Source organism: Microbacterium schleiferi (assembly GCF_020781975.1).
Classification (GTDB): Bacteria; Actinomycetota; Actinomycetes; order Actinomycetales; family Microbacteriaceae; genus Microbacterium.
On sequence record NZ_JAJGNI010000009.1, the window covers coordinates 1 to 19,244 of the forward strand.

General features: G+C 67.6%; 18 protein-coding genes. 6 read left to right on the forward strand and 12 right to left on the reverse strand.

Translation table 11 applies throughout. The features are described from left to right. Positions 1 to 64: 64 nt before the first annotated feature. The 3 genes from LL236_RS11465 to LL236_RS11475 all read right to left on the reverse strand — a co-directional run bounded on the left by LL236_RS11465 (position 65) and on the right by LL236_RS11475 (position 1,695). Complete coding sequence (locus LL236_RS11465; RefSeq protein WP_228178985.1) at positions 65 to 427, reverse strand: TIGR02391 family protein; 363 nt, start codon at positions 425 to 427, stop codon at positions 65 to 67. Positions 428 to 467: 40 nt separating this feature from the next. After that, complete coding sequence (locus LL236_RS11470) at positions 468 to 1,172, reverse strand: DUF5343 domain-containing protein (protein WP_228178986.1); 705 nt, start codon at positions 1,170 to 1,172, stop codon at positions 468 to 470. Between the two features lie 319 nt (positions 1,173 to 1,491). Further along, a complete protein-coding gene (locus LL236_RS11475) occupies positions 1,492 to 1,695 on the reverse strand; it encodes a hypothetical protein (protein ID WP_228178987.1) in 204 nt (67 codons plus the stop codon). 556 nt (positions 1,696 to 2,251) lie between these two features. On the opposite strand from LL236_RS11475, the gene rpsA reads away from it, so the two are divergent. Next, positions 2,252 to 3,724: a 30S ribosomal protein S1 gene (rpsA, locus tag LL236_RS11480; RefSeq protein ID WP_228178988.1), complete on the forward strand. Its 1,473-nt coding sequence runs from the start codon at positions 2,252 to 2,254 to the stop codon at positions 3,722 to 3,724. A 112-nt stretch (positions 3,725 to 3,836) separates the two neighbouring features. On the opposite strand, the gene LL236_RS11485 is transcribed toward rpsA, so the two are convergent. From LL236_RS11485 to LL236_RS11500, 4 genes are all read right to left on the reverse strand, one after another. Then, positions 3,837 to 4,817, reverse strand: coding sequence for an FUSC family protein (locus LL236_RS11485; protein WP_228178989.1), 981 nt, complete (start codon positions 4,815 to 4,817; stop codon positions 3,837 to 3,839). Between the two features lie 137 nt (positions 4,818 to 4,954). Then, positions 4,955 to 5,689, reverse strand: coding sequence for a GIN domain-containing protein (locus LL236_RS11490; RefSeq protein ID WP_228178990.1), 735 nt, complete (start codon positions 5,687 to 5,689; stop codon positions 4,955 to 4,957). Positions 5,690 to 5,724: 35 nt separating this feature from the next. Beyond that, positions 5,725 to 6,180, reverse strand: coding sequence for a DUF6326 family protein (locus LL236_RS11495; protein WP_228178991.1), 456 nt, complete (start codon positions 6,178 to 6,180; stop codon positions 5,725 to 5,727). Positions 6,181 to 6,269: 89 nt separating this feature from the next. Beyond that, on the reverse strand, positions 6,270 to 7,256 hold the full coding sequence (locus LL236_RS11500) for an NAD(P)-dependent alcohol dehydrogenase (RefSeq protein WP_228178992.1): 987 nt from the start codon (positions 7,254 to 7,256) through the stop codon (positions 6,270 to 6,272). A gap of 134 nt (positions 7,257 to 7,390) precedes the next feature. Here LL236_RS11500 and LL236_RS11505 point away from each other — a divergent pair, with 134 nt between their 5' ends. The 4 genes from LL236_RS11505 (at position 7,391) to LL236_RS11520 (ending at position 11,631) form a co-directional block, all read left to right on the forward strand. Then, positions 7,391 to 8,086, forward strand: a complete 696-nt coding sequence (locus LL236_RS11505) for a DUF2306 domain-containing protein (protein WP_228178993.1) — start codon at positions 7,391 to 7,393, stop codon at positions 8,084 to 8,086. A 4-nt stretch (positions 8,087 to 8,090) separates the two neighbouring features. Beyond that, a complete protein-coding gene (locus LL236_RS15040) occupies positions 8,091 to 9,206 on the forward strand; it encodes a sensor histidine kinase (protein WP_228178994.1) in 1,116 nt (371 codons plus the stop codon). Then, a complete protein-coding gene (locus LL236_RS11515; protein WP_228178995.1) occupies positions 9,203 to 9,871 on the forward strand; it encodes a response regulator in 669 nt (222 codons plus the stop codon). The genes LL236_RS15040 and LL236_RS11515 overlap by 4 nt, the downstream gene beginning before the upstream one ends. 170 nt (positions 9,872 to 10,041) lie before the next feature. Next, the gene (locus LL236_RS11520; protein WP_228178996.1) at positions 10,042 to 11,631 is read left to right on the forward strand and encodes an MFS transporter; all 1,590 of its coding nucleotides are present in this window, start codon (positions 10,042 to 10,044) and stop codon (positions 11,629 to 11,631) included. A gap of 153 nt (positions 11,632 to 11,784) precedes the next feature. Here LL236_RS11520 and LL236_RS11525 read toward each other — a convergent pair whose 3' ends face one another. From LL236_RS11525 to LL236_RS11535, 3 genes are all read right to left on the reverse strand, one after another. Further along, positions 11,785 to 12,219: a TA system VapC family ribonuclease toxin gene (locus tag LL236_RS11525; protein ID WP_228178997.1), complete on the reverse strand. Its 435-nt coding sequence runs from the start codon at positions 12,217 to 12,219 to the stop codon at positions 11,785 to 11,787. Further along, the gene (locus LL236_RS11530; RefSeq protein ID WP_228178998.1) at positions 12,216 to 12,440 is read right to left on the reverse strand and encodes an antitoxin; all 225 of its coding nucleotides are present in this window, start codon (positions 12,438 to 12,440) and stop codon (positions 12,216 to 12,218) included. Before LL236_RS11530 ends, LL236_RS11525 begins: the two co-directional genes overlap by 4 nt. Before the next feature lie 152 nt (positions 12,441 to 12,592). Then, the gene (locus LL236_RS11535; RefSeq protein WP_228178999.1) at positions 12,593 to 14,953 is read right to left on the reverse strand and encodes an ATP-binding cassette domain-containing protein; all 2,361 of its coding nucleotides are present in this window, start codon (positions 14,951 to 14,953) and stop codon (positions 12,593 to 12,595) included. Positions 14,954 to 15,082: 129 nt separating this feature from the next. On the opposite strand from LL236_RS11535, the gene LL236_RS11540 reads away from it, so the two are divergent. Next, positions 15,083 to 16,072, forward strand: coding sequence for an IS481 family transposase (locus tag LL236_RS11540; protein WP_228179000.1), 990 nt, complete (start codon positions 15,083 to 15,085; stop codon positions 16,070 to 16,072). Positions 16,073 to 16,415: 343 nt separating this feature from the next. Here LL236_RS11540 and LL236_RS11545 read toward each other — a convergent pair whose 3' ends face one another. Together LL236_RS11545 and LL236_RS11550 are read right to left on the reverse strand one after the other, a co-directional pair. Continuing rightward, positions 16,416 to 17,123: an SDR family oxidoreductase gene (locus LL236_RS11545; protein ID WP_228179001.1), complete on the reverse strand. Its 708-nt coding sequence runs from the start codon at positions 17,121 to 17,123 to the stop codon at positions 16,416 to 16,418. Continuing rightward, positions 17,120 to 19,141 carry an FAD/NAD(P)-binding protein gene (locus tag LL236_RS11550; RefSeq protein WP_228179002.1) on the reverse strand — a complete coding sequence of 674 codons (2,022 nt, stop codon included), beginning with the start codon at positions 19,139 to 19,141 and terminating at the stop codon, positions 17,120 to 17,122. Before LL236_RS11550 ends, LL236_RS11545 begins: the two co-directional genes overlap by 4 nt. Between the last annotated feature and the right edge of the window lie 103 nt (positions 19,142 to 19,244).

The following is a 19,244-nucleotide window of genomic DNA, read 5'->3' on the forward strand; positions in this document are numbered from 1 at the left end:
CACGCAGGGCTTAACACCCTCCGCCTCCGATTAACAGCGTCCACGCCGCCCAAACCAAACGGACTCACTCATCTAGGTCGGTGTCGTGACCACGAGGGTTACGAATGGCTGACTGCGAGCCCGCGAAGATGAATCGGTAACCGAGCTGCTCGTCAATCTCACTCTGTTCGATCATGGGGGTCAGTGCGAGGGCAGCGTTGTTCTCGTTGAACACGTCCATCATCATCGCGTGCCCGAATTTGTGGGAGCCCGAGAGGCGGCGAACCTCCTTGTCTACCCATTTAAAGGCCTCAAAAGTGGCCTCGGCAAAGTAGCCGTCGTCGAATAGACGGCGCACTTTCCTCGGGAAGTCGGGGTGAATGTTCCGCGAGTCGAACGGGTGGATATCGGGTTGCGGCTCCGATTCGTGCGCTGAAAAATCCGCCAATGCGGGTGCTGGCGACGCTCGCACAACCCGCTCGAAGAAGTCAAGAGAGCCCGTCAATGAGGTTCTTCCTGATGCTCTTGAATATCGCGTCGTAGGTCGACTGGTCGCCACCCGCAGGTAGGTTCACTTCGATCCGTACGGTCAGCCCGACATCGGCGCCTCCCGCGGTCACACTCGGCGTGTGCGAGTTCGCTGTGGCGCTCTTGCCCGCATCGGCGCTGTTGCTCTCGGGCTTGGGAGTCGGCTTAGCGTCGGTCTTGGGCTTCGGTTTGCCACTCGACCCGTTGCCGGAGGTCGACGGAGCGCTCGGGATTGCAGGTGGCTCTCCATGGCCCGCCAACGCGGCCAGCGCAGTAAAGGTCGCTGCTTGTCGACCACCCACGATCTGGGAGGACTTGTCGGTCGCGCGGAACCAGGGCACGAGATCATCACGGCTCTTGTCCAGCGCGGTGTCTCCGAAGTCGTCGAAGAGTGGCTTGTACGCCGCACGGAGCGTGGTCTCTAGCCCCTGCTGAAATGCAGCATCGGCACCATAGAAGAAGCCGACATTGTCGTCTCGCCGGTTGCCCTCCTCGTCAATGAACCCGAGGAATCGTAGGACCGCGATCACGTAGGACTCGTTGTTCGGCGCAATAGCAAACTTTTTGAGGGTGCTTGCGTTGACTATTGGCGGGAAGCTCTGACGGAATTGCGCGATCGCCTTAGCGATTGATCCGCCGGCGGCGTAAGGGAACGAAGTTGCCACGTGGGAGTCTCCGATCATCCGGGCGCAGAATGGCGCAATCCATCGCTTATCACGGATCTTGAGCCTTCGAAAGGAGGCGCACCGGGATGCCGACTCTTGGGGTTGTGTCAGCATCGTCAAAGTGCGTGATGTGCACGTCATCCTCGCAAGGCTCATGAAGCATCGCCAGTTGCTAGTCCGGTGTTGCTCAACGCCCCCGAGCACCGGCGGGGGCTTCGCGCCCACACCGGGTCAGGCTTCAGGTCGTCATTGAGAGAGCTGCACGAGGCCGGATCAGGGCTCTGCTCGCGCGGTCGCGAGCCGGCAGCGATCAGACACGCTAGTGCAGGATGCGGATGTCGCCCGTGTTACACAGAACGATGATCTGATCGCCGATCTGTACGACGTGCCACCCCTCGTCGTCAGCTCGTTCTAGGACCTCTTCGAGGGATGCGTACTTGTTGATGTCGTGGATGCTTCGCCGGACCACGCCGCCTGTGTGGGCCTGTTGAGCGCTGAACATCTGGTCGATCCATGAAGGCATGGGGATAGCATGCCATAGGCTCCGCGGGCGCCGGATCGGACCTGTCCTCGTGTCCGAGGGGAGATTACGCGGCCCCATACGACGAGCGCTCCAAGCCGGTCGCCCAGCGTACGGATATCGGCCGGCTTGGGAGCGCGTCGCGATGAAGTCGCGATGAAGATGTCTATCAACTCGGCCCGCTGCAGACCGGCGGCGCGAGTAGCTAGTCACCGGACGCAATGCGGTGCACACCTGATATCTCCCAATCGTGCGGCGTCGCAAATGTGGTGTGTGAAATCCTCGGGCGTCTCGGCCACGAAGAGTCCGAGCGCGGCGGAGCGGGAGCGTCCTCGAATCCGCTCCTTGTTCTCTGATATCCTGAAGTGTCACTCGTGGGCTTCGTTCTGCATGCCTGGCCGCGGGAACGCGGGGGAGTGACATCGAAAAACCCAATCCACCTGGCCTTGGTGCGGCATCCGTTCGCCCGCTGCGAAGCGCGTTTCGACTCGCTTCGCTCGCTCAACGAACGGAAAGCACCTGGCCCCGACTACAACACCATCCAAGGACAACCCACTACATGACTACTGCAACGACCGCCCCGGCCACCAAGCAGGTTGCGATCAACGACATCGGATCTGCTGAGGACTTCCTGGCCGCGGTCGAAGAGACCCTCAAGGGCAAGGACTTCAACGACGGCTCGCTCATCGAGGGCACCGTCGTCAAGATCGACCGCGACGAGGTCCTCCTCGACGTCGGATACAAGACCGAGGGCGTCATCCCCTCGCGCGAACTTTCCATCAAGCACGACGTCGACCCCAACGAGGTTGTCAACGTCGGCGACCAGGTCGAGGCGCTGGTTCTCCAGAAGGAGGACAAGGAAGGCCGCCTCATCCTCTCGAAGAAGCGTGCCCAGTACGAGCGTGCGTGGGGCGATGTCGAGAAGATCAAGGAGAACGACGGTGTTGTCACCGGTTCCGTGATCGAGGTCGTCAAGGGTGGACTCATCGTCGACATCGGCCTGCGTGGATTCCTCCCCGCATCGCTGATCGAGCTGCGTCGCGTCCGCGACCTGACCCCCTACCTGGGTCAGGAGATCGAGGCGAAGATCCTCGAGCTCGACAAGAACCGCAACAATGTCGTGCTCTCGCGCCGCGCGCTGCTCGAGCAGACCCAGTCGGAGTCGCGCTCGAACTTCCTCAACAACCTGCACAAGGGCCAGGTCCGCAAGGGCACCGTCTCGTCGATCGTCAACTTCGGCGCGTTCGTCGACCTCGGTGGCGTCGACGGTCTCGTGCACGTCTCGGAGCTCTCGTGGAAGCACATCGAGCACGCATCCGAGGTCGTCGAGGTCGGTCAGGAAGTCACCGTCGAGATCCTCGAGGTCGACCTCGACCGCGAGCGCGTGTCGCTCTCGCTCAAGGCCACCCAGGAAGACCCGTGGCAGGTGTTCGCCCGCACCCACGCGATCGGCCAGATCGCACCGGGTAAGGTCACCAAGCTCGTTCCGTTCGGTGCGTTCGTTCGCGTCGCAGACGGCATCGAGGGCCTTGTGCACATCTCCGAGCTCTCGGGCAAGCACGTCGAGCTCGCCGAGCAGGTCGTCTCGGTCGGCGAAGAGGTCTTCGTCAAGGTCATCGACATCGACCTCGAGCGTCGCCGCATCTCGCTCTCGCTGAAGCAGGCCAACGACTCGATCGACCCCTTCGGTGTCGAGTTCGACCCGGCCCTCTACGGCATGGTCACGGAGTACGACGAGAACGGGGAGTACAAGTACCCCGAGGGCTTCGACCCCGAGACCAACCAGTGGAAGGAAGGCTTCGACGAGCAGCGCGAGAAGTGGGAGCAGGAATACGCTGCAGCCCAGGCGCGCTGGGAAGCCCACAAGGCTACGGTTGCCAAGGCCGCCGAAGCCGAGGCCACCAAGGCCAAGGACGAGGACTACAGCGGTTCGGCATCCGGTTCGGGCTCGTACTCGAGCGAAAGCCCCGTGGGCACGCTCGCGGATGACGAGGCACTCGCGGCTCTTCGCGAGAAGCTCTCGGGCCGCTAAAACCCGGCACCACCCGCATCACAGCCGGTAGCACCACACAGCAACCGAAGGCCGGGATCCCTTATGGGGGTCCCGGCCTTTCAGCGTTCCCGGGGCGCGCGTTCGGTCCCGCTCAGCGGTCGGAGGCCGCCGGTCGCGCGGGAAGGAAACGTGCCACCACGACCGCAGCCGCCGCCGTCAGCAACGCCGCGCCCACGGTGATCCCCACCCGCATCGCATCACCGGCGAGCACCTCGCGCGGCGCGAACGACGTCAACACGATCGTCACCGTCAACGCCGCCGCATACGCCCAGTACGGCCGAGCCGTGAGCTTCAATACGGCTGTGACAAGCGCGGCCACACCGCCCACCAGCGTGACAGCCTCCGCCGGAACCCACACCGCCACCGCATACGCGATAACCCCGCCGAGCACGGTGCCCGCCACGCGCGCCAGCACGCGAGAAGCGAGCTTCGCGCCCGTCGGCTGCAGCACGACCGCGACCGTCAGCACCGACCACCAGGCATTCGTCTCGCGGAACCACATCAGCGTCACGAACGTGAACAACCCCGCCAGAAAAGCCAACAGCAACGTGTAAGGAAGTGTCGGCGGAGGAACCTCGGACGCCGGAATCCGCACCCTCCGCAGCGCCAGCCATATGACAGCGCTCGCCCACGCGGTGGTGAAAGCCACAAGAGCGCCGAGGGCGACGGCGACGCCCAGCGGACCCATACTCGCGAACGGTGCGGATGCCGAATCCGGCACCGCCATGAGGTAGACCGCCAGCACAATGACCAGTGCGCCAGTGCTCTCTCGCCCGATCTTCACGAGCGGCGACGCGAGCACGGCGAGGCCGATGACCAGCGCCGTGCCGAGCCAGGGGAGAAGCGGTCCGGTCTGCACGAGCAGCAGTGACACGAGAACGGTCACCGCCGCCGCCGCGGACACGAGGACCATAGAACGGATGCCGCCCCGTGCCACACCGAGCACGGGCAGCAGTGACAGCACGAGAACGCTCGTCGCGCCCGCCCAGGGTGAGAAGGCCGACGCGATCACCGGCAGGGCAGCCAGCACCGCCACCAGCGTGAGCAGCAGCATCCGTGGTGGACGGGGCATGGCCGGATCCTCTCGTCGTGGGGTCTGCCCCCAGCATCCCAGTGATCGGCGCCCCCGGTGGAGGTTCGACATCCGCCTCGGACTTCGCGTGCGGCCACGGTGGCAGCAGCTCAGCCAAGCCGCGCCGCCCCTGCGGGTTACCGGGGCGCCGCGATCTCCACTGTGCCGCTGCCCGTGACATCCGTCGCGACCTGGGCGGGATCGCCGGCATAGGTGAGTCCGCCGCTGCCGCTCACGCTGGCACGGAGGGTGTCGGTGACGAACATCCACGCGGAACCGCTGCCCGCGATCGATGCTGACGCCTTCTGGGTGCGCAGATCCTCGCCCGAGAAGTCACCCGACCCGTCCATCATCAGGTCGAGCGACACACTCGAACCGTCGAGGGTGACGCTGCCCGATCCGTCGATCCTCACCGTCAGGCCCTGCGTGTGAGTGTCGGTCAGCGCGAGGCTGCCGGAGTCCGTGATCTCGACGACCCCCTCAGGTCCGAGCACGCCGGCGCCCGAGACGCTCCCCGAACCGCTGACCTGCACACGATCGAGGGAACGCACGGTGAGGTCATAGCTGATCCGGCTCACTCCGAACGCGCCGCCGCCGTAGTCCAGCACCAGCGTGCCCTCGTCGACGTCGGAGGTCAGCGCCGAGATCGCGACAGCAGATGCGGTGATCGTCAGCGATTCCTCCTCCCCGATCGTGATGGTGAGATCGCCGCTGGTGCGAAGGTCCACGGCATCCACCTCGGCGAGCTCTCGCGTCTGGGTCGTCATGGGTCCTGAGAACGGGATCTGTCCGCAGGCCGACAGCGGTGCGACAAGCAAGACTGCGGCGGCGAGAACCGCGGCGCGGGTGAACGGTTGGGTGCGGGTGTGCATGGTGCTCCGTAGGAAGAGGGTGGGGAAGGGGGATGTTACGAGCGGGCGTTCTGTCGGCTGGCGGTGCGCGGCCACATCCAGACCGAGCGCAGGATGTACGCCAGAAGCGCCAGCTCGATGCCGATCGAGACGACATAGAAGGGCGCCCACTCCCAGGTCTCGCCGACGGCGTTGAACACCGTGACGGGCACGTACAGAACGCCCACGACAAGGTTCGTGATGCGGTTCGCGCGGGCGGGAAGGACCGCGGAGAGCACGACCATCACCGACGGGATCGCCGTGAGCGTGAGAAATCCCGTCATCAGCGCCGGCGTGATCGGGAACTCGAAGACCAGACCCGCCTGGATGTTGTCGATGACGTTCGGCTTGTGGAGGTGGTAGTAGTCGACATAGATGACCAGGAACATGAAGCTCGTCCAGGCGGCGGCGAGCTTGGCTTGCACGGGGACAAGCGCGGTGGCGAGCGGTTTCGTGGTGGGTGAGGTGGTCATGGGTCCTTCTCGGTGTCAGGGGTGTTCCATCCGCCAGGGCGGCGGCAGGTCGGGGTGCGCGATGCGCGGTGTGAATGCCGTCAGCGACCTCAGATCGTGACGACGACCTTTCCTCGCGTATGCCCGGTCGCGACGTGGCGAAGGGCATCGGCGGCGGCATCCAGCGGATAGACGCGGTCGATGACCGGCGTGAGCTGACCGCTGCTCGCGAGCGCGGCCAGAGCGAGCAGGTCTTCTCGGGTGCCGACGGAGGTGAACGGTCGCAGGCGTTGGCGGGTGAACAGGGACAGCACATGGGCGCGGATGACTCGTCCGATGGGTCCGAGCAGGCGGCCGCCCTTCCCGCTGTTGGGGATCAGGGTGCCGGCGGGGGTGAGGGCTCGACGGACGACGCTGAGCGGACGGGACTCGACATTGTCGAGGATGACGTCGTACTGCGATTCCCGCGCGGTGAAATCGGATGCCGCGTAGTCGATGACGTGGTCGGCGCCGAGCGAGGCGACAAGCGCACCGTTGCCGGCGCTGCACACGCCGGTGACCTCGGCACCCAGGGACGCGGCGATCTGCACGGCGAACGACCCGACGCCGCCGGATGCCCCGACGATGAGCACCTTCTGTCCCGATGCCACGCGCGCGACATTCCGCATCGCCTGCAGCGCCGTCATGCCGGAGGTCGGCACCGCGGCGGCCTCCGCGAGCGACAAGTTCTCGGGCACGGGCGCGAGGTTCTTCGCGGGAACGCGGGCGTATTCGGCAAGTGACCCGGTCGTGCACCACCCGAACACGTGGTCGCCGGGCTGGAAGCCCTCGACATCCTCACCGACCGCCGCGACCACGCCCGCGAGGTCCATGCCGCGGATGGCATGGCGCGGCCGGCGCAGGCCGAAAGCGAGGCGCACGATGTACGGTTCGCCGGTCATGACGAAGTAGTCGCCGGGGTGCACCGACGCCGCCCGCACCCGCACGAGCACATCGCTGCGGCCAGGAACCGGCGGTTCGACATCGGCGATCTCGAGGACGGAAGGCGGACCGTACTGGCGCTGCATGGCGGCGCGCATGGTCGTCGTGGTGTGCATGACATCGAGAATGCGCCGCGTGCGCGGCATCCGTCATCGGCCGGAAGGCCGCGATCTGATCGGCCGAAAGTACGGTCCTCAGTCCGTACCCCAGGCCGATGTGCGGGGTGATGCACCCGCGCGAGCATCGAGTCATGCCTTCTCACGTGAAAGACGCTCCGCCGCCGCAGGCGGAAACGGATGCCCGACCGCGAACGAGGTCCGGATGGCCCGCCATCAGCGGACTGCTGCTGCTGAGCGCGCTCCCGATCATCGGTGGCGCCCTCAGCCTGCGTGAGGCCAGTGCTCCCGCAGCCGATGCCCTCGCGTGGGCATCCACCGTGGCGATGGTCGCCCACATCGTCTCGATGAGCGTGTTCTGCGTGGCCGGTGCCTTCCAGTTCTCGCCCGCGCTGCGGGCACGGCGCCGGTGGCATCGAGCAGCCGGCCGAGTGCTGCTGCCGCTCGGATTCGTGGCGGCGGTGTCGGGAGCCTGGCTCGCGGTCTTCTTCGGCGGCCCCGACGAGGAGTTCCCGCTCGCGATGGTGCGACTGTTCTTCTCCGCGGTCATGCTCGTGTTCCTCACGATGTCGGCGATCGCCATCGTGCGCCGCGACTTCACCGCGCACGGCTCGTGGTCGACCCGTGCCTTCGCAATCGCCGTCTCGGGCGGCACGCAGGCGCTCGTCTCGATCCTGTGGACGATTCCGTTCGGCGAACCCGACGCATCCGGTGAGACCTGGGTGGTGGGCGCGGGGTTCGTCCTGAACTGCCTCGTGGCCGAGATCATCATCAGGCGCCGGGTCGCCGCCACGTCGCGGGCGGCGGAGCGTGGTGCGCTTGTATCCTGACCCGGTGAGTGGGCTCTTGCGCTCAGCCTGGGAGGCGCCGAGCGCCGTGCCGCCGCCGCCACGTCGGGTATGGCGGGACTGGGTGCTGTTCGCCCTCGTCGCCGTGCTCGTGGTCGTGGAAGGCGTGTTCACCCCCGACCTCGTGAACCCACTTCTGTCGACGGCGGTGGTCCTCGCGGTCACGCCGACGCTGCTGTGGCGTCGCACTCAGCCGCTGTGGATGCTCTGCATCGTCCTACTGCCGATCGACATCGTGCTTCCGGTGGCGAGCCTCACGACCAGCCTGTTCCTGATGGTGATCGTCTACGCCCTGTTCCGCTGGGCGTCGGGGCGCGACCTCGTGATCGGCTCGGTGCTCGTGATCGCGAGCCTCAGTCTCACCTTCGTGCGAGGCGGGGGACTTCTCGAGCTGGTCGGCGGATTCGCCCTCCTGCTCGTGTCGGTCCTGCTCGGCATGGCGTTTCGCTACCGCGCCGGCGCCCGTCTGCGCCTGCTGGAACGCATCCGCATGCACGAACGGGAGCAGCTCGCCCGTGACCTGCACGACACCGTCGCGCACCACGTCACGGCGATCGCGATCCGCGCGCAGGCGGGCACCGCGGTCGCACCGCACGACCCGTCCGCGGCGCAGGACGCGCTCCGCGTGATCGAGACCGAGGCGGCCAAGACCCTGCGCGAGCTGCGGTCGATGGTGCGCGTGCTGCGAGACGGTGAGACGGCCGAGCTCGCCCCGAGTCCCGGCCTCGGCGACATCGCACAGCTCGCGACCACCACGCCCGGCGGCGTCGTGGTCGAGGTCGCTGTCAGCGAGACCGAGGTGAGCATCCCTCCGCCCGTTGCCGCCGCGGTGTTCCGCATCGCGCAGGAGTCAGTGACCAACGCCCTCCGTCACTCCCGTCACCTGACCCGGGTCGAGGTGGTCGCCGTGGCCGACGAGACCGGCGTGCGACTGAGCGTCGTCAACGACGGCGACCTGGCGGCGCCGCCCGCGCCCGGCTTCGGCCTCATCGGCATGAGCGAGCGCGCGGCCCTGCTGGGCGGCACCTGCGAAGCCGGCCCGCGACCGGACGGCGGGTGGGCTGTGACCGCGACCCTCCCTCGTGTTGGATGGGCTCCGTGACCATCCGCGTGCTCATCGCCGACGATCAGGAGCTCGTGCGCACGGGACTCAGCATGATCCTCGACGCACAGCCCGATATCGAGGTCGTCGGGCAGGCATCCGACGGCAACCAAGCTGTCGCGCTGGCGCGCCGGCTGCGTCCGGACGTGTGCCTCTTCGACATCCGGATGCCGGGCCTCGACGGCATCCAGGCGACCCGCATTCTCGCCGGTCCCGACATCCAGGACCCGATGGCGGTGGTCATCATCACCACCTTCGACCTCGACGAATACGTGTTCGACGCGCTGCGGGCAGGAGCCAAGGGATTCCTCCTCAAGGATGCCGGGTCAGAACTGCTCGCCCAGGCGATCCGCGCCGCCGCGAACGGTGACGCCCTGATCGCCCCGAACGTCACAGTGCGGCTGCTGCACGCCTTCAGCGGTGCCGCCCCGTCGCCGGTTCCGCAGCCGATCGAACCGCTCACCGAGCGTGAGGAGCAGGTGCTCGCCGACGTCGCGCGCGGGCTCAGCAACAGTGAGATCGCGACGAACCTCTACATCACCCTCAGCACCGTCAAGACGCACATCGCGAGCCTCATGACCAAGCTCGGTGCCCGCAACCGCGTCGAGATCGCGATCTGGGCACACCAGACGGGGCGGATGCGCGACCAGAGTCCCCGTCCGTAAGGTCCCGACGACGTTCCTCCGCGCGAGGAGGCCTGCGGTACGTGTGGCCAACTCCTCACATCCGCGGGCGGCGCGGGAGTCCTGCGCGCCGGATGCCGTGCCGGGCCGCGGTATTGAGGAGTTGGCGACGGATGCCGATGCCGCCGACCGAGCATCGCTAGTGTTGTCGCGTGACCGACGCCGCAGCATCCGTGCCCGCCACCCCCGCCGCGCCGCCGCGGCCGAAACTCGTGCTGACGGCGCTGATCCTCGGCGCGCTGGTGTGCAACATCAACCTCGCCGCCGCGAACATCGCCCTCCCCGACATCGGGGATGCGTTCGGCGCGGGGCAGACCGCGCTCAACCTCGTCGCCGTGGGCTGCTCGCTGGGCCTCGCGATGTCGGTCCTCTACCTCGGCGCCGTCGCCGACCGGTACGGACGCAAGCAGCTGCTCGTCCTCGGCCTCGGCCTCACGGTGGTCATCAGCTTCGTCGCCGCGTTCTCGGCATCCGTCGAGATGCTCATCGTCGCGCGCATCCTCACCGGAATCGCCGCCGGCATGGCCTACCCCGTGACCCTCTCGCTCATCACCGCCCTGTGGGGACCGGGCAAGCAGCGCACCCTCGCGATCGCGCTGTGGTCGGCGGTCAGCGCCACCGCGACCGTCGTCGGATCGGTGCTCGCCGGCGTACTGCTGCTGTGGTTCTGGTGGGGCTCGGCGTTCCTGCTCGCCGTCCCCTTCGCCCTCGCCGGATTCATCCTCGTGTGGATGTTCGTGCCCAGCCACGTCGCCGAGAACAACGAGAAGGTCGACCACCTCGGCGGTGTGATCTCGGTGTTCATGATCGGTTCGATCGTGCTCGGGCTCTCGACCGTGTTCGTGCCCGACACCGCCACGTTCGGGCTCATCCTGCTGATCGCCGCTGTCGTGCTGCTGGGTCTGTTCGGGTGGCGCCAGGCGACGGCATCCTCGCCCCTCTACGACCTGCGCGTCGCGCGGCGCCGAATGTTCTGGGCGCCCGCGACCGGCGGCATGATCGTCTTCGGATCGCTCATGGGGGCGATGTTCGTCGGGCAGCAGTTCCAGCAGAACATCCTCGGGTACTCCACCCTGGATGCCTCCCTCTCGATCGTGCCCGCCGGTGTCGGCCTGCTGCTGGTCGCGCCGCAGTCCGCGAAGCTCGTCCTCACCCGCGGATCGCGCTTCACGATGATGATCGGCTACCTGTTCGTGCTGTTCGGGTTCATCACGATGCTCTTCTGGAACGAGACCACCCCGTTCTGGTACGTCTCGATCGCCTACCTCGTGATCGGGATCGGCGCGGGGTTCGCGATGACCCCGGCATCCCGGGCGATCACCGAATCGACCCCGGTTCGCCGCGTCGGGATGGCCTCTGCCACCGCCGACCTGCAGCGAGACCTCGGCGGATCGATCATGCAGGGCGTGCTCGGCGCCATCCTCGCCGCCGGCTTCGCCCACCACTTCGGCAAGCTCATCTCCGAGTCCTCGCAGGCCTCGAGCATCAGCGACCAGGTCGTCGCGGCGCTGCAGGCCTCGTACGCTTCGGCGCTGCACGTGGCCGACCAGTACCCGCAGTACAAAGACCAGATCCTGACCGCCGCCCGCCAGTCGCTGGAGACCGGGTCGATCGCGGCCTACGCCTTCGGCGCGATCGCCATCGCCATCGGCGCCGCGGTCGTCTGGTTCTTCCTCCCGAAGAAGCAGAAGGAACTCGAGCTCGTCGCCTCCTACGAGAAGGCCGACGCCGACAAGGCCTGAGCCGGATGCGGCGGCGGGCGAGGCCACGGTACATTCATTTGCCGCAAACTGTGGGGCGAGCGGGCCAGTTGCGGCGTGTTGCGGCAAGTGAGCGGAGCGGGGTGCGGTGGGAGCGGGGTGCGGTGGGAGCGGGGACCGGGCGGGCGGGGGCGGTCAGGCCGGGATGATCGTCACGTGTCGGCGGTCCTCGGGGGCGAGGGAAGCGACCAATCGGGAGTCAAACGTTGCCAGCTGCGCACCTTTTCGGGCGACGAGGTCCACGAGGTGATAGTCGGTGACCTGTCGGTGACCGACGAGTGCCGCCACATCGATATGGGGGGCTGCCAGGCTGGAGTCATCCGCAAGGAATCGGTGGAGCGGCAGGGCTCGCAGCCCTCGCAGGACCTCGAGCGCAGTTGCGGCGGTGAACGTCGCGCCCACGACGACCGGATTGAGCACGAGCCTCACCAGCCCTGCTTCGGTATAGGGCGTCGTGGCCCACTGTGTGGTGTCGGAGAACCACGCGTGGGCAGCCTGGTAATGGACGTGATCCGGGGAGATGAGCGCGAGCAGGACGTTCACGTCGGGTACGGCAAGCGGAATGGTCATGCGACGTCGTCGCGGTGTTCGGCGACCAGCTCATCGGTGATGACGTGACTCCCGCCCGCCCGGGGAAGAGTCGGAAACCCCTGGGGAATACGGGGGGCTTCTGCGCCGAGGCCGCGTCGCGCCAGCTCCGAGACAGCTGCACCGAGCGACTGATCGGTCTGTGCAGCAAGCGCGCGTGCCGCACGGAGCACGGTGTCGTCGATGTCGAGAGTCGTGCGCATGGCCCCATTCTACGAGCAGCGCATCAGCGCATCAACGCATCAACGCATCAACGCATCGATTCTGCGAACGTCGCGGGGAGGCGACCGGGATGCGGCGGGGGCGTTTCGTCTCGCTTCGCTCGCTCAACGACCGGGGAGCGACCGGGCGGATCTCAGGCGCCGACGTAGTCGGCGAGGTGCTGGCCAGTCAGCGTCGAGCGGGCGGCGACCAGGTCGGCGGGCGTGCCCTCGAACACGACCCGGCCACCGTCGTGTCCGGCACCCGGGCCGAGGTCGATGATCCAGTCCGCATGGGCCATGACCGCCTGGTGGTGCTCGATGACGATGACCGACACCCCCGAGTCGACGAGCCGGTCGAGCAGGCCCAAGAGGTTCTCGACGTCGGCGAGGTGCAGACCCGTCGTCGGCTCATCGAGCACGTAGACGCTGCCCTTCTCGCCCATGTGCACCGCGAGCTTCAGCCTCTGCCGCTCCCCGCCCGAGAGGGTGGGCAGCGGCTGGCCGATCCGGATGTAGCCGAGCCCGACATCCACCATCCGGTTCAAGATCGAGGCCGCCGCCGGCACCTTCGCCTCGCCCGAGCCGAAGAACTCCGCAGCGTCGGATGCCGACATATCGAGCACCTCGACGATGTTCTTGCCGCCCAACAGATGGACGAGAACCGCCTCATCGAAGCCCTTGCCCTCACACACGTCGCACGGGGTCTCCATCTGCTCCATGGGTCCGAGCTGGGTCACGATGACGCCCGACCCCTTGCACACGGGGCACGCGCCGTCGGAGTTCGCACTGAACAGCGCGGGCTTGACGCCGTTCGCCTTCGCGAACGCCTTGCGGATCGGCTCGAGCATCCCCGTGTAGGTACCGGGGCTCGAGCGGCGCGAGCCCTTGATCGCGCCCTGATCGATCGCGACGACACCCTCGCGGCCGGCAACCGATCCGTGGATCAGCGAGCTCTTGCCCGACCCCGCGACCCCGGTGACGGCGACCAGGATGCCGAGCGGGATGTCGACATCCACGTCCTGCAGGTTGTGGGAGCTCGCGCCGCGCACTTCGATCGCCCCCGACGGCTGGCGGACGGATGCCTTCAGCTGCGCCCGATCGTCCAGGTGCCGCCCCGTGAGGGTTCCCGAGGCCCGCAGCGCCTCGACCGTGCCCTCGAACATGATCTGCCCGCCGCTCGATCCCGCGCCGGGCCCGAGGTCGACGACGTGATCGGCGATCGCGATCGTTTCGGGCTTGTGCTCGACGACGAGCACCGTGTTGCCCTTGTCGCGCAACTGCTCGAGGAGGCGGTTCATGCGCTGGATGTCGTGCGGGTGCAGCCCCACCGTCGGCTCGTCGAAGACATAGGTGACGTCGGTGAGAGCAGACCCGAGGTGCCGGATCATCTTGGTGCGCTGCGCCTCGCCGCCCGAGAGCGTCCCCGATGCGCGATCGAGCGAGAGGTAGCCGAGGCCGATGTCGACGAACGAGTCGAAGAGGACGCCGAGGCTCCGCAGCAGGGGAGCGGCACTCGGTTCATCCAGCCCTTTCACCCAGGCGGCAAGATCCGAGATCTGCATGGCGCAGGCATCCGCGATGCTCTTGCCTGCGATCTTCGACGATCGCGCCCCCTCGTTGAGGCGGGTTCCGCCGCACTCGGGGCAGGGCTGGAACGCAACAGCCCGTTCGACGAATGCGCGGATGTGGGGCTGCATCGAGTCGACGTCCTTCGACAGGAACGACTTCTGGATCTTCGGCACCAGACCCTCGTAGGTCATGTTGATGTTCTCGAGCTTGATCTTGCGCGGCTCGCCGTAGAGGAAGTCGTGCCGTTGCTGCTCGGTGAAGTCCTTGATCGGCACATCCATCGGCACGACTCCGCCGAAGATCTTCACGTACCAGCCGTCGGCCGTGTATCCGGGAACCGTGAGCGCCCCGGCGGCGAGCGTCTTCGTCTCGTCGAACAGTTGCGCGAGATCGATGTCGCTGACCTGCCCCATGCCGTCACAGTTCGGGCACATTCCGCCGGTGACGGTGAAGCTGCGCCGCTCGACCTTCTTGCCGTCGGCGGTCTGGCTGGTCACGGCGCCCTTGCCGCTGACCGAGGCGACGTTGAACGAGAACGCCTGCGGGCCGCCGACGTGCGGCTGGCCGACGCGGCTGAAGAGGATCCGCAGGAGGGCGTTGGCATCCGTCGCCGTTCCCACGGTCGACCGGGCGTTGGCGCCCATCCGCTCTTGGTCGACGATGATCGCGGTCGTCAGGCCCTCGAGCACGTCGACATCCGGACGCGGGGGCGTATTCATGAACGCCTGGATGAACGTCGAATACGTCTCGTTGATCATCCGCGACGACTCGGCGGCGATCGTCCCGAACACGAGCGAGCTCTTGCCCGAGCCGCTCACCCCCGTAAAGACCGTGAGGCGACGTTTGGGTAGTTCGACGTCGACGTTCTTCAGGTTGTTCTCCCGTGCACCGTGCACGCGGATGAGGTCATGGGCGTCCGCGGCGTGCGTCTTCGGTGCAGGCATGAGCACACGCTAGCTGTGATGTCCAGGGACGTTGTTTCGGCGACACGGCCCTGAGCTGCTGAGAGGCGAAGACCTCCGGTTGTGAAGTGGAGCTGTTCAAGGAACCGCTTCACGAACCAGGAGGCCTTCGTGTCCCACGCTAACGCTGCTCTGACTCCTCGTGCTCGTCTTCGGTTGGCGCGCCTGATCGTCGATGACGGCTGGCCGCCGTCTGTAGCGGCGAAGATGTTCATGGTCTCGAGCGTCACGGCCCGGAAGTGGGCGGCCCGGTTCCGCGCCGAGGGCGTGTCAGGGATGCAGGACCGGTCCAGTCGTCCGCGCTCGATGCCGTCGAAGACGCCGCTGCTCGTCGTCAAGCAGATCGTCAAAGCGCGCTGGCGGCGCCGGCTCGGGCCCGTCCAGATCGCCGGCGAGCTCGACCTGCCGCCGTCGACCGTTCACGCGGTGCTGGTGCGCTGCCGTATCAACCGGCTGTCGCGGATCGACCGGGTTACCGGGGAACCGATCCGACGCTACGAGCACGACCATCCCGGCTCCCTGATCCACGTCGACGTCACCAAGTTCGGCAACATCCCCGACGGCGGCGGACACCGCTTCCTCGGCCGCGCGCAGGGCACCCGGAACCGGCACGCGATGGCCCGCGTGAACCGCAACACTCGTTACCAGCCTCGGCTCGGGATCGGTTACCTCCACACCGTCGTCGACGACCACTCCCGCGTCGCCTACGTCGAGATGCACGCCGACGAACGATCCGACACCGCGATCGGTGTCCTGCGCCGCGCGGTCGCTTGGTTCGCTGAACGGGGCGTCGCCGTCGAGCGGGTGTTGTCCGATAACGGCCCCGCCTACCGCTCCCACGCCTGGCGAGAGGCCTGCTCCGAGCTCCGCATCCGCCACAAACGCACCCGCCCTTACCGACCCCAGACAAACGGGAAGATCGAGCGCTTCCACCGCACCCTCGGCGACGGCTGGGCCTACGCGAAGCTCTACACGTCAGAGACCGAGCGGCGCGACGCCCTACCGGGCTGGATCCACTTCTACAATCACCACAGGCGCCACTCCGCGATCGGCGGGACGCCGATCAGCAGGCTCAACAACCTGTCTGGACATCACAGCTAGCGGGATGCCGCGACATCCGTCTTCTCGATTCGTGACGGCATCCGTGCGAGTCATCGGCTGTGGCCAACTCAGCAAGAACGGCGGGCGAGCCGGATGCCAGGCGTGGCGTCGCGCGAGCTCGGCCCGGAAATGAGGAGTTAGCGACACCGGCGTGCCGGGCCGAACCGGTCAGGCGAGAGAGCCGGGCGGCATCCGACCTTGGGATTCGTGTCGGCTCGGCTCCGTCGTCGGCCGTCGCCAACTCAGTGAGAACGGCGGCAGGAACCGGATGCTGCGCACAGCCGCACAGCAATCCGCCCCGCGGGTGAGGAGTTAGCCACCTCCTCGCGCCGAGCCGGCGATGTCAGAGGCGCGCGATCTCGACCCGAGGGCGCACGGCGATGTCGGTGAGGTGGACGTCGGGGGAGGCGTCCACGAGGAACCGGACCGTCGCCGCGACCGACGACGGCTTGATGTAACGCTCGGGCTCGTACGGGGTGCCCATTTCGGCCGACTGCGTGCGCAGCATCCCGGTGTCGGTCTGGCCCGGGGCGAGCGTCACGACCCGCACGCGATGGCGCTGTTCGTCGATGCGCAGCACGTCGGCAAAGCCCCGAAGTGCGTGTTTGGATGCCGTATAGATCGCGTGACCGGGAACGGGGCGAGTCCCGGCGCCCGAGCCGATGAACACCACGGTTCCCCGGCTCTCGCGCAGCAACGGCAGCACCTGACGCGTGAGCTCTGCCGGGGCGAACACGTTGATGGCGAACTGGCGTTCCCAGTCCTCGGGCGTCGCCGATTCCGCCGTGTGGACCGCCGCGATCGCAGCCCCGTGCACCAGGACGTCCAGGCGCGTGAGCTCTGCCGTGCGGGCAGCGAGGGCTTCGGCATCCGTGATGTCGAGGACCCAGGGCGTGGCACCGGTCTGCCGAGCCAGTTCGCTCAGCGCATCGGCGCTGCGTCCGACCGCGATCACGTCGTGGGTGCGCGAGAGCTCCCGCACGATCGCTCCGCCCATGCCGCCGGTGGCTCCCGTCACGAGGGCTTGGGGGCGAACACCGGATGCGGTCATGCAGAACTCCTTGCGAGCGGAACGGTGGGTGAGACGGATGCCGCGTGCAGCGCGATCCGCACGGCGCTGCGCGCGACCCTGTCGGTCTCACGCAGCATGGTGGGATTCGTGCCCGGCATGGGGCTGATGATCGTGTCGTGCACGACCTCGTCGACGGGGATCCCGGCCACGTGGACAGCAGGGTCGAGCGTACCGTCGCCACGGACGAGGAGGCCCGTGGCGGGGTCGATGTCGATCCCGCCCGTCGCTCCGAGCTCTCCGTCGCGGTCCGCGATCTGGAAGACGCGCAGGCGTCCGGCATCCGTCAACGACCGCACGAGCGGATCGGCGCTGGCGCCGGCGTCGTGCATGTGCATCCACGCGTCGATCAGGGTGCGGGCGGTGATGTCGGCATCCGGGATCTGCGCCGACACCACGCGGAAGCCGTCGTCGGTGATGGTGAGCGCGGGCCGCGGCCCGAGGAAGCGCACGATGCCCGCGGCGTGCAGGGCCAGCAGCTGCCGGTTGCGGAACGCGGGAGGCCCGGAACCGAACATCCCGCCGATCGAGAGGAGGCGGCCGAAGGCTCCGCGCCGGGTCGCTGCGTCGAAGCCGCCGAACGCTCCGGCGAGACTTACCGGCTGCCGGGCGGACCCGATCGACCACAGGGCAGCCTTCAGCGGGGAGTCGGCGCCGCGTTCGGCTTCGCGCAGATCGTCGGCGAGGAACTCCGCGACCCAGGTGTCGAACTCCTCACGATTCGCGAAGGATCGGCGGGACGGGTCGAGTGCGGCGCTCAGATCGAACAGATCCGAGGAGTTGGCGACGAACGGTGCGACAGCCGCGGCCAGGGACTCGGCGTCACCGGCATCCGCCGCGATCGCCGCCCGAACCTGGTCCCACGAGCCGGTCAGCGCCCCGGGACGGGTCCGGTGCAACGTCTCGTAGTACGCCTCGAACGCGTCCTTGCGGATCGCCGGCCACAGGAGCCCCTCGACGTCGATCGGCCGCGACAGGCCGGCATCGAGCACGGCGCGCAGGTGCCGTTGCGGTGCGCGCGGCGGCAGGCTCCCGTACAGCGTCTTGGCGCGGTACGGCACACCCCGGGGCGAGGTCGCCCACAGGATCGGCTCGGCGCCCGACGCCTCGTACCGAAGACCACCCGCCGCGCCGGCATCCATGACGAACCGTCCGCCGCGACCGAGAGTGAGCAGTGTGACGGTGTCGAAGAATCCCATCCCGAGGCCCCGGATGATGACGTCTTCGCCCGCGGGCACGCGTGAGAGATCCTGGTCGACGGGGTTTCCGGGTGCCACCCACACGAGCTCGGGTCGAGCCGAGACGGATGCCGACAGCTGCCGCTCCTCGGCGGTCGGCAGGTTCGCCAGCCACCCTGTCGCCAACACCACGGCATCGACGGTGATCTCGGTCGCGCCGCCCTCGGCATCCGTGATCTGCAGCTCCTGACGTCCGCCGCGTTCGACGATCGCCCTCACGCGCCCGGTGTGCGTGTGCACCCGGACACCGTCCGGCGCCACACGGATGACGCGCGCGAGCGCCCAGGCGATGTACTCGCCGTACAGCGACCGGCTGGGATGCGACTCTGGGCGCAGCGCCCCGAGTTCGCCCGCGTAGTCCGACGCGAAACCGGCGCGCACCGGCGCCTCGGCGAATCCCGCCCGACGCGGCGCAGGAATGGCCGCCACGATCTCGGCCGTCCGCGCATCCGGCGCCTCGGCGTGGGCAGCGAGGATCGCCCACTCGTACAGCGTCGGACCGGGTCGCACGGTGCCGACCATCTGCACCGAGTCGTCGGTGAAGAGCGTCACGGCATCCGCGAGGGTGTTCATGCACAGCTCGCGCGTTTGGTCTGTGCGCCACACTCGGCCCGCGCCCACCTCGACATCGTCGATCAGGTACACGTCGATGCGGGTCGCGTCGGGGTCCGCGAGTTCGGCGAGCGCCGAGACGACGCGCTCGAGCAGCGAGACGCCGCGCGGCCCCCCGCCGACGAGCGCGATCGCGGAGGTGGCAGACATACCTTCGTGTCTAGGCAACTCCGGGCCGAAACGCGAATTCGGCTGTCACAAACGGTCGTCTGGACGCCGCATGAAGCGCGATCTGTGACAGTCGAATCGGATG

What these genes read in the sequence shown, in the direction of transcription:
- LL236_RS11550 (WP_228179002.1), bottom strand. Translation starts at nt 19,141, where the DNA reads ATGTCTGCCACCTCCGCGATCGCGCTCGTCGGCGGGGGGCCGCGCGGC.
- LL236_RS11545 (WP_228179001.1), bottom strand. Translation starts at nt 17,123, where the DNA reads ATGACCGCATCCGGTGTTCGCCCCCAAGCCCTCGTGACGGGAGCCACC.
- LL236_RS11495 (WP_228178991.1), bottom strand. Translation starts at nt 6,180, where the DNA reads ATGACCACCTCACCCACCACGAAACCGCTCGCCACCGCGCTTGTCCCC.
- LL236_RS11535 (WP_228178999.1), bottom strand. Translation starts at nt 14,953, where the DNA reads ATGCCTGCACCGAAGACGCACGCCGCGGACGCCCATGACCTCATCCGC.
- rpsA (WP_228178988.1), top strand. Translation starts at nt 2,252, where the DNA reads ATGACTACTGCAACGACCGCCCCGGCCACCAAGCAGGTTGCGATCAAC.
- LL236_RS11525 (WP_228178997.1), bottom strand. Translation starts at nt 12,219, where the DNA reads ATGACCATTCCGCTTGCCGTACCCGACGTGAACGTCCTGCTCGCGCTC.
- LL236_RS11505 (WP_228178993.1), top strand. Translation starts at nt 7,391, where the DNA reads ATGCCTTCTCACGTGAAAGACGCTCCGCCGCCGCAGGCGGAAACGGAT.
- LL236_RS11475 (WP_228178987.1), bottom strand. Translation starts at nt 1,695, where the DNA reads ATGCCTTCATGGATCGACCAGATGTTCAGCGCTCAACAGGCCCACACA.
- LL236_RS11485 (WP_228178989.1), bottom strand. Translation starts at nt 4,817, where the DNA reads ATGCCCCGTCCACCACGGATGCTGCTGCTCACGCTGGTGGCGGTGCTG.
- LL236_RS11530 (WP_228178998.1), bottom strand. Translation starts at nt 12,440, where the DNA reads ATGCGCACGACTCTCGACATCGACGACACCGTGCTCCGTGCGGCACGC.
- LL236_RS11490 (WP_228178990.1), bottom strand. Translation starts at nt 5,689, where the DNA reads ATGCACACCCGCACCCAACCGTTCACCCGCGCCGCGGTTCTCGCCGCC.
- LL236_RS11500 (WP_228178992.1), bottom strand. Translation starts at nt 7,256, where the DNA reads ATGCACACCACGACGACCATGCGCGCCGCCATGCAGCGCCAGTACGGT.